This window comes from Motiliproteus sp. SC1-56 (assembly GCF_017309075.1).
Classification (GTDB): domain Bacteria; phylum Pseudomonadota; class Gammaproteobacteria; order Pseudomonadales; family Balneatricaceae; genus Motiliproteus.
In genome coordinates this window covers 196,503-211,550 of sequence record NZ_JAEMGS010000002.1, presented here as the reverse complement: position 1 = coordinate 211,550, position 15,048 = coordinate 196,503, and the positions used below count along the sequence as shown (strand labels likewise).

Sequence of the window (15,048 nt, the reverse complement as noted above, 5' to 3'; positions counted from 1 at the left end):
TTTGTCAGCTTCAAGCACAACCGCGATCAGGACGGGCCGGGATCTGCCTCCAGCGCGGCCAGCAACGGGGTGAGCCCAGCGGGCAGGCGGCAGCGCAGAAAGGGCATCAAGCTGGCGCGCAGACGTGCCAGCCCCGCCTTGCGCCCGCGGCTCCCCGGCGGGTGGTCGGACCGGCAATCGCGCCAGGGGCGTCCTTGCAGTACCGCCTGGACCCACAGCAGGGCCACCTCGGGCTCAACCGTTACCCGCGCATCGGTCAAGAGGTCCAGGACCAGCCCCTGCAGGGCTGGCCGGCACTGCTCCAGCCCCCGTTGTCCCGCCGCAAAGCTCACGCGGTCAAGCCAGTCCTGGGGGTCTGCGCTCATCCGCGCCCTGGGTAGCCGGGCGAGCAACGCAACCACCGCCTCGGCCTCCATTTCTTGCAGCGGTGCGCCCAGTTGCGGCGGCAAGTGGGACACGAAACGGGCCTGGATCTTTTCAACCAGCGAGCCGGCTTCGAGGTTGAGCGGGCGGACCACCATCAGCGAGTGACAGCCGCTGCTGGCGTCACGCCGCAGCCCCAGGCGCAATGGCCGGAATCCGGCCTGGCCCCAGAAGTGGGCCAGATCCGCTGTCAGCCCGAAGCTCGAGCCGAGCATGTCCACACCTTCGCTTTCGGCCGAGGCCCCCAGTTGGGCCAGCATTCGAGTGCCCAAACCGCCACGCTGAACCGCCGGGTGCACGGCGATGCGCACTACCCGCCAGTAACGGAACTCCGGTGCCGCGAGCCAGCCTCCCTGGGCGGCGAGCACCTGGGGGAGGAGGTGACCGCGTGGACGCCGCCGCCCCGCCCATATTTCCCGAGCAAGGTCACGGTCAAAGCCCCCCTCTCGGGCCACCAGCACAGCCCCCAGCACGCAGCCCTGCTGAATGCTGACCCAGGTATCCAGAAAATCGCCGTTCAGCAGGTCCTGCAGGTCACCGGGGGTGGTCCTGTAGTGCGCCTGGACCAGCAGGGCAAACAGCTGCGACAGAATCCCGGGGTTATCGACCAGCTCGGCTGGCGACCATAAGCGGCACTCAACCGCCTCGGGCGGTTGCGCCGGCGGCAGCGTCACCGCCGGTTTGGCCGCCAACAACAACGTCCTGAATATCCACCGTTCAAGCGGGTCGCCAGGGGCCCAGCGCACCGGCGCCGCCAGCTGCAACGCGCTCCACCCCGGCGCCAAAGTATCCAGCTCACCCTGAAAGCGCAGCTCAAAGCCCCTGCCCGTTCCCTCGTAGCCGTGTACCGTGGTGGAGAAGACCACGCGGGCGTATTCCTGCACCATCCTGCGCAGCATGGGAGCAGGCAACGCCGCCGCCTCATCTACCAGCAGCAGGTCGGTGCGGGGGAGCCCGTGCAGCAGTTCATCGGGAGCCACGAAGCGCAGCTCGCCGCCGTTATATGTGATCTGCCCGCCAGAGGCTGCCTTGAGGCCCCGCTCCTGCAGCCAGGCATAAAAACTGGCCAGGGCAGCCCGGGAGGGTGCGGTGACCAGAATTTGGCGCGGCCCCTGCTGCAGCAAGCGCCAGACCGCGATGGCCAGGGCCACGCTCTTGCCGCGGCCGCGGTCCGCCTTAAGCACCAAAGGCCGCCTGCGATGGCCCTGCACCACCCTCAGAATAGCGGCCACGGCGCGGGCCTGATCCTCGGTGCGATAAGCCGCGTCCGAGGGGGTGGGCACTGGCTCAGTCGGGGGCGCCGCGTTCGGCAACGCGGGGGGCGTTTCCCCCTGCTGCCACAGCACGGGCTCCGGTGCCGCATGCAGCTGCCCGGCCAGCCAACGCCGGAACGGGCTGGCCGCTCCCTCGACAAGGTCGACCAACGGCGGCATCAGCAACACCATCAAACCGCCGCCGCGCAGGGTCCCAGTTGTCGCCGCCAGGGCGTCGGGGTCAATTTGGTCGAGGGCATCGAAGACCAGAAGGTCAAACTCCGCACCCAGGTAGCGGGTCGCCTGCGCCGCGGGAACCGCCTCTTCAGTCTCGCCGATCCACAGTGTGGAGGCCGACGACCACCACCCTCGCGCCTCCTTGGCCAGTACGCGTGCCCACTCGGGCGTGCCGCTCAGCACCAGCAGCTGGCGGTGGCGGCTGACCTCGCCCCGAGTCCTCAGGGCAGCCAGAAGCGTTTCGAACTGGGCGGTGGCCTCGGTCACCCTCGCTCTTCTCGACGGCGGATCGACCAGCAGTTGTGGATGCGCGGGCTGCGGGCGAAATCCCGATCGATGGTACGGGCGGTGATATCTTCCACCTGCAGGTCTGCCAGCGCCTCGGCATCCATGCGGAAACGACGCAGGTTATTGGAGAAGATCAACTCGCCGCCGGGGGCGAGACGAGCCACGGCCTGGCGAATCAGGCTCACGTGGTCACGCTGAACGTCCAGGGTTTCGCGCATCTTCTTCGAGTTGGAGAAGGTCGGCGGATCCATGAAGATCAGGTCGAACTGCTCCTCACACCCGTTGAGCCAGCGCAGGACATCGGCCTGCACCACGGTGTTGATCTTTTCGCTGAGGCCGTTGAGCGCCAGGTTTTTACGGGCCCACTCCAGGTAGGTGTTGGAAAGGTCCACGCTGGTGGTACTGCGTGCGCCACCAAGTGCCGCGTGCACGCTCGCCGATGCGGTGTAACAGAACAGGTTCAGAAAGCGTTTGTCCCGCGCTTTAGCCTGAATCTCGAGGCGCACAGGGCGATGGTCCAGGAACAGCCCCGTATCCAGGTAATCGTGGAGGTTGACCAACAGCCGCGCTCCGCCCTCTTCCACTTCCAGAAACGCCTGCTGCTGATCGAGCCGCTGGTACTGCTCGCGCCCGCTCTGGCGCCGGCGCTGCTTGAGAACCACTTTTTCGGCAGGCACCCCCATGACCGCTGGAATCGCCGCCATGGCATCCTCCAGGCGCTGCATCGCCTTGACCGGGTCGACCGACGCCGGCGCCGCGTACTCCTGCACCTGCACCCAGTCCTGGTAGCGGTCGATGGCCAGGGCGTACTCGGGCATATCGGCGTCGTAAACCCGGTAGCAGCTGATGTTTTCCCGACGGGCCCACTTGTCCAGCTGCTTAAGGTTCTTGCGCAGCCGGTTAACCAGCATCGGCGCCGCCGCTTCGGCGGCCGGGGCGCCTTCCGCACTCGCCTGCCCGCTCGCCTGTTGCTCACTCAGTTCACGATGATAGTGGGCGGGGTCGATATCGAACAGCAGCAGTTTACTGGGTAGCGCGCCATTGAACAGTTTGTACTGTTTGGTTGCCCGCAGGCCGATCGCCTTGCCCAGGTCCGGGTTGCTGGTGAAAACCCCGGCTTTCCAGCCCTCGAAACCGGCCCGCAACGCCTGCCCCAGGTGACGGTAGAGGTAGACGATAACCGGCGTTTCGCTGAGCCGCTCGCCGTAAGGCGGGTTGGTCAGGAGCAGCCCGGGGGGCAGGTCACGCTTGTGGGTCAGGGGCTTGAGGTCGGCCAGTTCCCGCTGGCTGACCCGAATATGCTTCTCCATGCCTGCCCGCTGAATGTTGCCACGGGCGATGGAGACCGCCTCGGGGTTGGCATCGTAGCCGTGTATTTCCGGCAGCGTCGCCTCCTGGGCCGCGAGACGCGCCTGCCTCGCTTCGCGCAGCAGCTGCTGCCAGAGCCCGGGCTCGTGCTTGAGCCAGTTCTCGAACCCGAACCGCTGGCGCAACAGCCCGGGGGCAATGCCGGCCGCCATCAACGCCGCCTCGATCAACAGGGTGCCGGAGCCGCACATGGGGTCGATCAGGGGGCGCTGTTCGGCCGCCATCGCCGGCCAGCCGCTACGCAGCAGCAGGGCCGCTGCCAGGTTTTCCTTCAGCGGAGCCGCCCCGCCACGACTGCGGTACCCCCTGCGGTGCAGGCTCTCCCCGGAAAGGTCCAGGCTCAGGCGCGCCTCGCCTTTACTCAGGTAAAGGTTGATTCGAAGATCCGGGGTGGCCTTGTCGATACTGGGGCGGGCGCCGGTGCGGCTGCGCACCTGGTCGACGATGGCGTCCTTGACCTTGAGGGCCCCGAAGTGGGTGTTCTTGATGCCACGGCTGGTGCCGACAAAGCCCACCAACAGGGTGCCGGTGGAGCGCAGGTGCTCAAGCCACTCGATGCTCTGCACCCCGCGGTACAAATCCTCGGCGCTGTCGACGGGAAATTTCGCCAACGGCAGCAATACCCGGTTCGCCAAGCGTGACCAGAGGCAGATCCGGTAGGCCAGCGCCAGCCCGCCTTCGCAATAGACCCCGGCGGCCGTGGCGGTAACGGCCTCCCCGCCAAGGGAGCTCACCTCCTCGGCGAGCAGGGTTTCCAGGCCTTTGGGACAGCTTATAAACAAACGAAAGGAAGGCGATTGTGATGACAAGGGAGGGGAACCTAACTGGAGATTGACTCAAAGCGCGGATAATACCATTTATTGCCGCCGGTTTCGCCGACAGGGCGCACCGCCAACCTGGCGGTGCGCGGCGGGCTATTAATTTTTTTCAGTTTCCCAGCCGCCTCTTCGAAAAGGCGCTTAGGTGCCTGTTCATAAAAATTTTTTCCCTTTGGTACACGCATGCTGTTTTTTTTGTAGACACCTTGACTCACCACACCTATCGACAACGCCCGCGAAATTGGATACAAGGAAGGAGTCGGCTCCTGCCGGCGCATGCGTTGTGACGGTTACAGTGGCCGTCAGCAGTTCTCACCGCATGGATAGACCGAGTGATTGGTAACAACAAGAAACGAGGCTATTGCTGAATGAAGAGACAAAAACGCGACGTCACCTCCAGGGCTTATGTTCGTGGCTATCGAGCCGGCCTTTCGGGGAAATCCAGAGACATCTGTCCGAGTGAAACCGGCGACATCCGCGAACATTGGATGAGCGGCTGGCGCCAGGGACGTTCCGATTTTTGGGATGGTTACCAAGGGGTGTCAGGGATCCACTGTACACCCAGTCGACCTTAGAACACAGCAGGGAGTTAGACAGGGGGCTCGCTAAGGCGAGCCCCCTTGCGTTTAGCCCCGGTAATCGGCCACCGCCTGCGCCACCTCGCCGATCAGGCCCGGGCCGCGATAGATAAACCCGCTGTAAACCTGCACCAGAGACGCCCCTGCCTGGATCTTTTCCTGGGCGCAGGCCCCGTCCTCGATTCCCCCGACGCCGATAATAGGCAGGCGCCCTTTCAGGCGCTCGCTCAAGCGGCTTACCACAGCCGTCGACGGGGTGCGCACCGGCATGCCACTCAAGCCGCCGGCTTCACTCGCCAGCGGGGAGAACTCGACGCCGGTCCTTCCGAGGGTGGTGTTGGTCGCGATCACCGCATCCATCTGCTGTTCCAGTAGCGTATCGGCCACCAGATCCACCTCCTCGGGGGTCATGTCGGGAGCGATCTTGACCGCAATGGGCACGTAACGCCCATAGAACTCGGCCAGCTTTGCCTGCTCCTCTTTCAGCGTCCGCAACAGCGAGCGCAGCGATTCACCGTACTGCAGTGTGCGCAAGCCCGGCGTATTAGGGGAAGAAACGTTAACGGTCACGTAACTGGCCCGGGTATAGACGCGACGCAGGCAGTAGACGTAGTCATCGTTGGCCCGTTCCACCGGTGTGTCAAAATTCTTGCCGATGTTAATTCCCAGGATACCCTGGTACCGGCTGGCATCCACCTGGGCAACCAAATGCTCCACTCCGAGGTTGTTGAACCCCATGCGGTTAATGATGGCGCGACTTTCAGGAATCCGAAACAGGCGGGGTTTGGGATTGCCGGGCTGAGGGCGCGGCGTCACCGTGCCGATTTCCAAAAAACCGAATCCCAGGGCGCCGAGGGCGTCGATATGGGCGCCGTTCTTGTCCAGCCCGGCGGCCAGCCCCACGGCGTTGGGAAAGCGCAGCCCCATGACTTCGACCGGCGCGTCCACCCGTGAGAACAGCATGTCGCTCAGCCCGCTGCGTTCGAGCACATCGAGTCCTCGTAAACTCAGATGGTGAGCGGTTTCGGGGTCGAGACGAAACAGCAGCGACTGCAGCAGGGTGTAACTCATGGTCCGGCTCCGGGCAAATAAAACCGCGATTATACGCAATGCGCCCCGGCTTTAAGAACCCCGCGGTAAAGTCGGATCAGACCCTGCGTATATCGTGAAAGCGGCCCCCGTCATCAAAACGGATGGCGAAGCGCCCCCGGATGCCCTCCCGGGTCACGAAAGGCTGCAGAATATTGGCGGGAAAACGCACCCGCTTGCCATCGACGCTGCGGGCGAACACATTGCGTGCCGCCCCCTTGTAGAGTTTCAGATACTCGTCGGCAGTGATGGTGAGATTGAGGTAGATCTCCTGCATTGGCAGTACGGCCATCCCTTATTTGCACGCTCATGGGGCGATGGCGCTCTCCTTGGCGAGGTCAAACAGCTCCCGGGTCGCCACCGTATACATGGAGTAGTCGTGATGATCCGCGGTCTTGAGCTCGCCGAGCATTTGCAGCCAGCGGGTGACCATCTGCTCATGCTCCTGCATCCAGCGGTCAAAACACTCGTCCGCCGGCTGCCCCGGGTCACAAAGCCGCAGCACCGCCTCAGCGATGGCGCGGACCTGCCAGTCCAGGTCATCACGAAACGCCTCCCGGGCCAGGGCCTGCCACTGGTTCTCGACCACAAGGTCGGTCACCTTATGGGCGAACCAATACAGATCGAGCCGCTCACCGAGGGTGCAGTAAACCGCCACCACCTGCGCCAGCTCGGTACCGGTCTCGGCGGCGACCTCAATAATCGCCAGTGCAGCATAGAGGCCTTCGGCACTGGCTACCCGGGCCGCCAGTGTATCCGGAACCCCCGACTGTTGATAGTAGTAATAGCGGTCCTTCCAACCCTGGGCCGGCGTTCCCTGCAACCAGTGTCCCATGTTGTCGCGCAGCAGGGCCACTTGCTCACCGAAGCGTTTCACCTCCCCCTCGGGGTCCAGGAATCGCCGCCGGTTACGCAGGAACCAGCGGCCGGAGCGTCGTACCAGTCGCTGGGTTTCGTTCATCATCCGCAACTGCACCTGGGCATCCACCCGGTTGTCGAGCGCCTCAATTTCGGACCAGAGCCGGTCCAGGCCAAACACCTCCCGTGCCAGCAGGTACGCGCGGGCCACCGCGGCGGTGTCAGCCCCGGTGGAAACCCGTAACCGGTGCACATAGGTGACTCCCATCTGATTCACCAGATGGTTGGCGACTTGGGTGGCCACCAGTTCACGACGCAGAGGGTGTTCCTCCACTGCATCACCGTATCGCTCCAGCAATAGCCCGGGAAACGCGGTCAGCGCCTCGCGCGCCAGGTAAGGGTCGTCCGGCAGTTCCGATACCACCAGCTCTTCCTTGATGGCGGCCTTAGCGTAGGAGAGCAGCACCGACAGCTCGGGCCGGGTGAGGCCGGCGCCGGCCGCCCGCCGCTCGGCCAGCTGCTCGTCCCCGGGAATAAACTCCAGCGCCCGGTCGAGCCGCTCACTGCCCTCCAAGGTTTCGATAAAGCGGCGGTATTCACCGAACTTCTCCATCACCTTGGACTGGGCCAGACTCAGGGCCTGGGCCTGGCGATAGCTGTTTTTGAGCACCAGCCCCGCGACCTCCTCGGTCATGTCCGAGAGCAGCTGGTTGCGTTGCTTGAGGGTGAGATCGCCGGCCGCCACCACCCGGTCCAGGAGAATCTTGATGTTGACCTCGTGGTCGGAGCAGTCCACGCCCCCGGCATTATCAATAAAGTCCGTGTTGCAGGCGCCTCCTTTGAGGCTGTATTCCACTCGCGCCAGCTGGGTCATGCCCAGGTTGCCGCCCTCGCCCACCACCCGACAACGCAACTGGTTGGCATCGATGCGCAAGCCATCGTTGGCCTTGTCCCCCACCTCCCCATGACTTTGTGTACTGCTCTTGACGTAGGTACCGATGCCGCCGTTCCACAGCAGGTCAACGGGAGCCTGCAGTAGCCGGTGAATCAATTCGCTGGGGGTCAGGCGGCTTTCGTCGATAGCAAAGCGCTGCTTCATTTGCGGACTGATGGGGACAGACTTCAGGCTGCGGGGAAAAACGCCGCCTCCCTCGGAAATCAGGCTGGCATCGTAAGCATCCCAGCCCCCGTTGGGCTGGGTGAACAGCCGCTGCCGCTCGGTAAAACTGGCCTGGGCATCCGGGTTGGGGTCAATGAAAATGTGCCGGTGGTTGAAGGCCGCCACCAGGCAGATATGGCGGGACAGTAGCATGCCGTTACCGAACACATCGCCCCCCATGTCGCCGATCCCCACCACCGTGAAGTCGGTTTTACTGGTGTCCAGCCCCTGTTCACGGAAGTGACGCTCGACCGATACCCAGGCGCCCCGGGCGGTGATTCCCATCTTCTTGTGGTCATAGCCCTGGCTGCCCCCGGAGGCAAAGGCATCCCCCAACCAGAAGCCGTATTCGCCGGCGATGGCGTTAGCAATGTCAGAGAAACTCGCGGTCCCCTTGTCGGCGGCTACCACCAGGTAGGGATCTTCGTCGTCATGGCACACCACCTGAGGCGGTGAAACCACACCTTCCTGGACCCGATTGTCGGTCAGGTCCAACAGTCCGCGTATGAAATCACGGTAACAGGCGATCCCCTCCTGCAAGCGCTCCTCGTGCCCCATGCCGTCAACCAGCCGCTTGGCGACGAAGCCCCCCTTGGCCCCGACCGGCACAATCACGGCGTTTTTCACCTGCTGGGCTTTCACCAGTCCCAGCACCTCGGTACGAAAATCTTCGTACCGGTCCGACCAGCGCAATCCGCCCCGGGCGACCCGCCCGCCCCGCAGGTGTACCCCTTCGACGCGGGGAGAGTAGACGAATATTTCAAACATTGGTCGCGGTTCGGGGATGTCGCGAATTTTGCGCGGGGAAAACTTGAACGAGAAAAACGGGCGCGGCGCACCGTCAGCCTCGGTACGGAAAAAATTGGTGCGCAGAGTAGCGCGCAGGATTTCCAGGTATTTTCGCAGTATGCGGTCGTCGGTCAGGCTGGGCACTTCTTCCAGGCGCCCCTTGATATCATCGACCAACGCCTTGGTTTTGCGACTTTTCTGGTCAGGGTCGAAGCGGCGCCGAAACAACTCTACCAGTTTGCGAGTAATGCCCCGGTGTTGGCGGAGGCTGGCGGCGATGGCGGTCTGGCTAAACGGGAAACCGATCTGTTTCATATAGCCGGCATAGGCCCGCAGCATGGCCACTTCGCGCCACCCCAGGGGCACGGTGAGCACCAGGCGGTTGAATTCGTCGCTTTCCGCCTCGCCCCGCCAGACATGGGCGAAGGCATCCTGAAAGATGGTTTTGACCCGTTCAAGGTCGATACTGCCCCCCTCCCGGTGGAGCATGCTGAAGTCATGGATCCAGTAGGTTCCCCGCTCACCGTGGATCGCATAAGGATGCTCATCCATTACCTTGAGCCCCAGGTGCTCCATGACCGGAATCACCTCGGACAGCGGCACCGGCCCCTGGAAATGGAACAGTTTGAAATTGACCTGGTCGTCGACCCGCTCCATGGAACGGTAAAAGCTCATCCCCAGGGGATTCTCGGCGTTTAACGGCTCCATGTGCCCGATATCCGCCACCGCGGTGCGGGGGCTGAAGTCATCCCGGTAACTGGAAGGGAAGCCCTCCTGGTAGGCATTGGCCAAACGAATGCCGTTTTCTTCGCCGTGAAACTCCACCAGGGCCTGGTAGAGTTCATCTCCCCAGCTGCGCGCCGCGTCCTGCACCCGCCGCTCGATATGGTTCACGTCCTGGTCCTGAGGTTCAGCGCCCTCCGGCAAGTGAACGGTAAAATGGGTGCGGGCGAGAATCGACTCGGAGAACTGGGTGGTAAACTCGATCAGCTCGCTCCCCAGCTCCTCACCCAGAATGCGTTGCACCTTGATTCGAAAGTCGGTGCTGTAAAGGTCCCGGGGCACGTACACCAGGCAGGAGTAGTAACGCCCGTGGGCATCCTGGCGCAGAAACAACCGCACCTGCCTGCGCTCATGAATATGCAAAATGCCGAGCGCTGTCTCATAGAGGTTGTCGACGTCGATCTGGAAAAGGTCATCCCGCGGGTAAACTTCAAGGATTTGCTGCATATCCTTCCAGTCATGGCTGCCCGGGTGCAGACCGGCCCGCTCCAGCACTTTCTCCACCTTACGCCGAATAACCGGTATCTTGGTGGCGCTCTGAAAATAGGCCGGTGACGTGTAAAGGCCTAGAAAACGCCGCTCGCCCACCAGCTCGCCGTTCTCGTCAAACTTCTTAAGCGCGATAAAGTCCGAGTAAGCCGGGCGATGCACCCGCGCCTTGCGCGGTGACTTGGCAAACGAGAGCACCTGGTGGATCTGCATCGGCCCCTCCGGGTGCATCTCCACCGGTGTGTGGGCGTCCGCCTCTTCCTGGGTTTTCAGCAAGCCCAGGCGCGTGCCCTCAATACTCTCGAGGAGCGAGCGCCCCTCCCGGTTCACGACCCGGCGCTCGTCGCAGCCCAGAAAGGTAAAGTGGTCATCGAGCATCCAGCGCACGAAGTCCTTTACCTCCTTGAGGTTGCGCTTGGAAAGCCGGCCCGGGTAGTGGTCAAGTTCATCAAGCAGGGCTTTCGCCTCGGCTTTCATGGCGAGGAAATCATCGGTCACCAGCCGTACCTCGGCCAGCACCGACTGCAGCGACTCCTGGAGGCTGTGCATCTGCGCCGGATCGGTGTGCCGATCCACCTCCAGGTAGATCAGCGATTCGCGGGGCAGCTCTGCCGCGGCACCCTGGGACGGCAGCAGCTGCTGCAGCTGTCCCTGCTTGTCCCGCTGCACCGCCATGATGCTGTTTTGAATGCTGTGAATGGTCAGATCGCGGCGGTTAATTTCGATCCGCACCGAGTCGATCATAAAGGGCATGTCCGGGTGCAGCAGTAAAATGGCGCTGTGGGTCGACTGCCACCCGTTCTGCTCAAGGTCCGGGTTGAACACCCGCACCTTACCGCCGCCACCCGGGTAATGCTGCAGAAAACGCCAGCACTCGAGGGTGGCCCCGTAAAGGTCGTCAAGGCGCCGTTGCGACACCTCCTCGGCAGAGGCGGAAACATAGAGAAGCGACGCCAATTGAAGCGCCGTGTCGGCCTCCTCACCAGGGAGGTTACGCCGCAGGAGCTCCTCCAGGCTGTCGAGAATTGGCTGGTGCCCACCGACCTTAGACGTTTTCATCCCCTGCCCCCTCTGGTGCCGAGCGACCCCGGCCCGGCAAGGGGGATCCCCCGTTCCTCGCCGCCACGAAGCCGCCAAGAAAGTGATGCTTCAAGACTGCTGGAAAGAATAGCAGCCGGGACGGGGCTAGCAGCGGGTTCCAGGCAGCCGGGACGGGGCTAGCAGCGGGTTCCAGGCCCCCGGTCAGGGGGTCTGCTGGTCCTCCTCGGCGGCGGGCTCCTGCTGCTCCATGAGCGCCCGGCTCTTTTCTGCCACCTCTTCGGGGGAACGCCTAAGGCGGTGCCGGCGCTTTTTATCGGCACTGCCTGTGCCAGCCTCGGCCTGGGCCGCGCGACGCTCGCGCTCCAACACCGAGGGCCGGCGCTTCTTGCGGTTCAGGGCCGCCTTCTTGCGCGCCTCGTACGTGGTCGGGTCATCGAAATTTTTGGGCGCACGCTTGGGCGGTTTGATGGGCACGAACTTCTGCCCGGCCACCGAGCGAACTTTTTTCTTCATACGGGTCATGTGCGATCACTCTCGTTTGTATTCTCAGTTTCTGCCTCTGCTTCCGCGGCCTGTAAGGCGGCGAGGCGCCGTTTCTCTTTCCACTCACCCACCGTTTCCAGGCTGATTCTGCCCAGCTTGCCCGAACGCAGGTCGCCCACCAGCAGCTCCGCCGCCTTGTGGCGATCCACGATCCCGCCGCTGCGCAAACAGCCGCGTTTGCGCCCGACGCAATCGAGCATGGCATTGGCGTCTTCCGGCAGCGCCTCAAGCTTGAAACGGGCCTGTAGCAGCGCGGGGTATTCACGCAGCAGAAAGGCCAGGGTGTAGAGGGCGACCTCCTCGTATTCCATCACCGTATCCTTGATCGCCCCGCTGGCGGCAAGGCGCAGGGTCGAGTCCGGGTCCTCAATTTTGGGCCAGAGAATACCGGGCGTATCGTAGATCGCCAGACCGTTGTGGGTAACGAAACGCTGCTGCGCCTTGGTCACCGCCGGTTCATTACCCACCTTCGCCACCTTACGCCCCAGCAGGCTGTTGATCAGGGTCGACTTGCCAACGTTGGGAATGCCCATGATCAGCACCCGCACCGGCCGGTCGCCATCCACCCGCCCCGGCGCCGCATCACGGCAAAGCTGGATCAAGCGTTTGAGCTCACCTTTCTGGTCCAACCGCAGGGGCATCGACTGGGCCCCCAACTCCTGAAAATAGCGCACCCACTTTTTGGTTCGATTGGGATCGGCCAGGTCACTCTTGTTGAGGACCTTGATCACCGGTTTGTTCTGGCGCAGGGTTTCCACCAGCGGGTTTTCACTGGAGATGGGCAGGCGTGCGTCAAGCACCTCCACCACCACGTCAATCTGGGGGATGACCTTGGCGATCTCCTTTCGCGCCTTGTGCATGTGTCCCGGGAACCACTGGATCGCCATTGCCTGTCCACTCTTTGTCAGGAAAAAAGCTCGATTATACCTCACTCCCCGGCGCCCCCGCTCCCCGTTTCGTTTTGATCTGGGTCCGTAGGATTGCGTTCCCTTATCGGCTATGATGCACAGCTCAACGGCTGCAGCAGGAATTGCATCGAACCATGAACCAGAATCTTGACCAATCCCAAACCCTGATGGCGCGCCAGCCCATCTTTGACCGCCAACTCAAGGTCATTGCGTATGAGCTGCTCTATCGCAGTGAAACAGGGATGGAAGCTGACTTTCTGGACGGAGACAAGGCCACCAGCGAGGTGCTGCTGCACGCCTACACCAGCATCTGTGACCAGGGCTCAATGAAGCGGGTGCCGGCTTTTATCAACCTCACACGGGACCTTTTGATTCGACGCAGCCTGCCGCAACTGCTGCGCAAGCAGATCGTTGTGGAGGTGCTCGAAGACATCAATGTCGACGAGGAGGTTGTCGCCGCGGTCAAGAGCCTCAAAGAGGAAGGCTACCGGGTGGCGCTTGACGACTTTGTTTACCACGACAGCTACATTCCGCTGCTCGAACTGGTGGACATCGTCAAGGTGGATGTCCTGCAGCTCAGTCACGAAGAGCTGAAAGAGCACGTGCGCCTGCTTTCACCCTACGGGGTCACCCTGCTGGCCGAAAAAATAGAAAGCCTGGAGCAGCTTTATGAGTGTGTCGACCTGGGTTTCAAGCTGTTCCAAGGACACTTTTTGAGCAAACCCCAGGTGGTCAAGGGCAAGCGCCTCGCCGGTAACAGCATCGCCCTGCTGCAACTGGTCCAGGAGCTCCAGGACCCCAACACCACGGCTGCCGACGTCGAAGAGCTGATCATCAAGGACCCGGTGCTGACCTTCCGTTTGCTTCGCATCGTCAATTCCGCTGCCTACTCCCTGGTCCGCAAGGTCGAATCCCTCAACCAGGCGATCGTCCTGCTCGGACTAGAGCAGGTTAAGAAGTGGGCGACCCTGATCGCGATGAGCAGTAACGAGGACAAGCCCGAAGAACTCTCCCGCGGACTGCTGACCCGTGGTCGGATGTGCGAACTGCTGGCCGAGGCCATGGGTTACCCCAACGTCAGCAGTTTTTTCATGGTCGGCATGATGTCGGAAATCGACGCCCTGCTGGACATGGAAATGGATGCCATACTGGAGAAAATCCCCCTCAATGACGATATCAAGGCCGCCATTTCCCGCCGCGAGGGCGTGATGGGGCAGGTGCTGAGCGCCGCCATGGCCTATGAGAACGGTGAGTGGGAGCGCCTGGGGGAGTTCGAGATCAACGACAGCCTATACGAGAGCGCTTACCGCCACAGCCTGCTGTGGGCCCAGGAAGCCATGCAGGCACTGGCCGACGAGTGACTTCGGCGGCGCCCCGCGGCGCCGCGCGACTCGGGCCATCATCGGAGCCGCCGGGATGGACCAACAGACACAGAGTCGACTGGAACAACGTATCGGCCGCCAGCACCTGCGCCAGCGCCTGGGGATCGAATCAACCCCCCAGCGCATTTTCGGTGGCGGACTCAACCTCTTTCACCTCGAGAACTGGCACCAGGTGCAAAGGCTGATCCGGGGCAGCCTGCGCCTGGTGGGGCTCTACCATCGCGGCTACCGCAACGCCGCCCGTTACCGGGTGGTGCGACGGGACATTTTCATCCCGGGTCTTCCCGAGGCTTTCCAGGGATATACCCTGCTCCACCTGAGCGACCTGCACCTGGATATGAACCCCGAGGCCACCGAGGCACTGCTGGAAAGGGTGGAGCAACTCACCTGCGACCTGTGCGTACTCACCGGGGACTACCGGGCGCAGACCGCCGGCGCCATTGATCCGGCCATGAATGCGCTGCAGCGCCTCAGCGCGCGCATCACCGGCCCGACCCTGGCTGTGCTCGGCAACCACGACAGCCTGTCCATGGTGCCGGCGATGGAAGCAATGGGCATTCGAGTCCTGCTCAACGAGGCGCACGTCATCTCCCGAGGGGAGGCCCAGCTATATCTGGCAGGCGTAGACGACGCCCATTATTACAGGGCTGACAACCTCCACCGCGCCGCCGAAGCGGTGCCCGAAGAGGCTGTCTCCATTCTGCTGAGCCACACGCCGGAAATTTACCGCCAGGCGGCGCACGCCGGCTTCGACCTCATGCTCTGCGGCCACACCCACGGCGGCCAGATCTGCCTGCCCGGCGGCACCCCGCTGCTGGTGGAGGCCCACTGCCCGCGTCGCTACTGCAAAGGCGGCTGGCAATACCTGCAGATGAAGGGCTACACCAGCGTCGGCTGCGGCACCTCGGTGGCGCCGGTGCGGTTCAACTGCCCGCCCGAAGTCACCCTGCACCGCCTGCTTCCCCAACCCTAGACGGTGCACGGGGCACGTCCTTATGCGACACTGGACAGCCCTGCGCCAGACTGGCATTTTCGATCCTTC

11 protein-coding genes are annotated in these 15,048 nt (G+C 62.9%); 3 read left to right on the top strand and 8 right to left on the bottom strand.

All coding sequences use genetic code 11. The features are described 5' to 3' along the window. Window positions 1-26 precede the first annotated feature (26 nt). The 3 genes from JGZ97_RS02765 to JGZ97_RS02755 are packed head-to-tail and all read right to left on the bottom strand — an operon-like array spanning window position 27 to window position 4,638. Window positions 27-2,180, bottom strand: coding sequence for a GNAT family N-acetyltransferase (locus tag JGZ97_RS02765; protein ID WP_207061078.1), 2,154 nt, complete (start codon window positions 2,178-2,180; stop codon window positions 27-29). Then, entirely contained in the window at window positions 2,177-4,351 is a 2,175-nt protein-coding gene (rlmKL, locus tag JGZ97_RS02760) for a bifunctional 23S rRNA (guanine(2069)-N(7))-methyltransferase RlmK/23S rRNA (guanine(2445)-N(2))-methyltransferase RlmL (RefSeq protein ID WP_370583981.1), read from the bottom strand. The genes JGZ97_RS02765 and rlmKL overlap by 4 nt, the downstream gene beginning before the upstream one ends. 38 nt (window positions 4,352-4,389) lie before the next feature. After that, on the bottom strand, window positions 4,390-4,638 hold the full coding sequence (locus JGZ97_RS02755) for a hypothetical protein (protein ID WP_207061076.1): 249 nt from the start codon (window positions 4,636-4,638) through the stop codon (window positions 4,390-4,392). A gap of 117 nt (window positions 4,639-4,755) precedes the next feature. On the opposite strand from JGZ97_RS02755, the gene rmf reads away from it, so the two are divergent. After that, window positions 4,756-4,962: a ribosome modulation factor gene (gene rmf / locus JGZ97_RS02750; protein ID WP_207061075.1), complete on the top strand. Its 207-nt coding sequence runs from the start codon at window positions 4,756-4,758 to the stop codon at window positions 4,960-4,962. A 51-nt stretch (window positions 4,963-5,013) separates the two neighbouring features. Here the strand turns inward: rmf and JGZ97_RS02745 are convergent, their stop codons facing one another. From JGZ97_RS02745 to ylqF, 5 genes are all read right to left on the bottom strand, one after another. Continuing rightward, window positions 5,014-6,036 carry a quinone-dependent dihydroorotate dehydrogenase gene (locus tag JGZ97_RS02745; RefSeq protein ID WP_207061074.1) on the bottom strand — a complete coding sequence of 341 codons (1,023 nt, stop codon included), beginning with the start codon at window positions 6,034-6,036 and terminating at the stop codon, window positions 5,014-5,016. A 76-nt stretch (window positions 6,037-6,112) separates the two neighbouring features. Beyond that, window positions 6,113-6,346: a DUF2835 domain-containing protein gene (locus JGZ97_RS02740; protein ID WP_242521489.1), complete on the bottom strand. Its 234-nt coding sequence runs from the start codon at window positions 6,344-6,346 to the stop codon at window positions 6,113-6,115. Window positions 6,347-6,361: 15 nt separating this feature from the next. Beyond that, entirely contained in the window at window positions 6,362-11,191 is a 4,830-nt protein-coding gene (locus JGZ97_RS02735) for an NAD-glutamate dehydrogenase (RefSeq protein ID WP_207061073.1), read from the bottom strand. 183 nt (window positions 11,192-11,374) lie between these two features. Continuing rightward, on the bottom strand, window positions 11,375-11,695 hold the full coding sequence (locus JGZ97_RS02730; protein ID WP_207061072.1) for a hypothetical protein: 321 nt from the start codon (window positions 11,693-11,695) through the stop codon (window positions 11,375-11,377). Further along, complete coding sequence (gene ylqF / locus JGZ97_RS02725; RefSeq protein WP_207061071.1) at window positions 11,692-12,603, bottom strand: ribosome biogenesis GTPase YlqF; 912 nt, start codon at window positions 12,601-12,603, stop codon at window positions 11,692-11,694. Before ylqF ends, JGZ97_RS02730 begins: the two co-directional genes overlap by 4 nt. Before the next feature lie 155 nt (window positions 12,604-12,758). Between ylqF and JGZ97_RS02720 the strand changes: the two genes are divergently transcribed. Together JGZ97_RS02720 and JGZ97_RS02715 are read left to right on the top strand one after the other, a co-directional pair. After that, window positions 12,759-13,985 (top strand): EAL and HDOD domain-containing protein, encoded by a 1,227-nt coding sequence (locus JGZ97_RS02720; RefSeq protein ID WP_207061070.1) that lies wholly within the window; start codon window positions 12,759-12,761, stop codon window positions 13,983-13,985. 55 nt (window positions 13,986-14,040) lie between these two features. Continuing rightward, a complete protein-coding gene (locus tag JGZ97_RS02715) occupies window positions 14,041-14,979 on the top strand; it encodes a metallophosphoesterase (protein ID WP_207061069.1) in 939 nt (312 codons plus the stop codon). The last annotated feature ends 69 nt before the right edge of the window (window positions 14,980-15,048 follow it).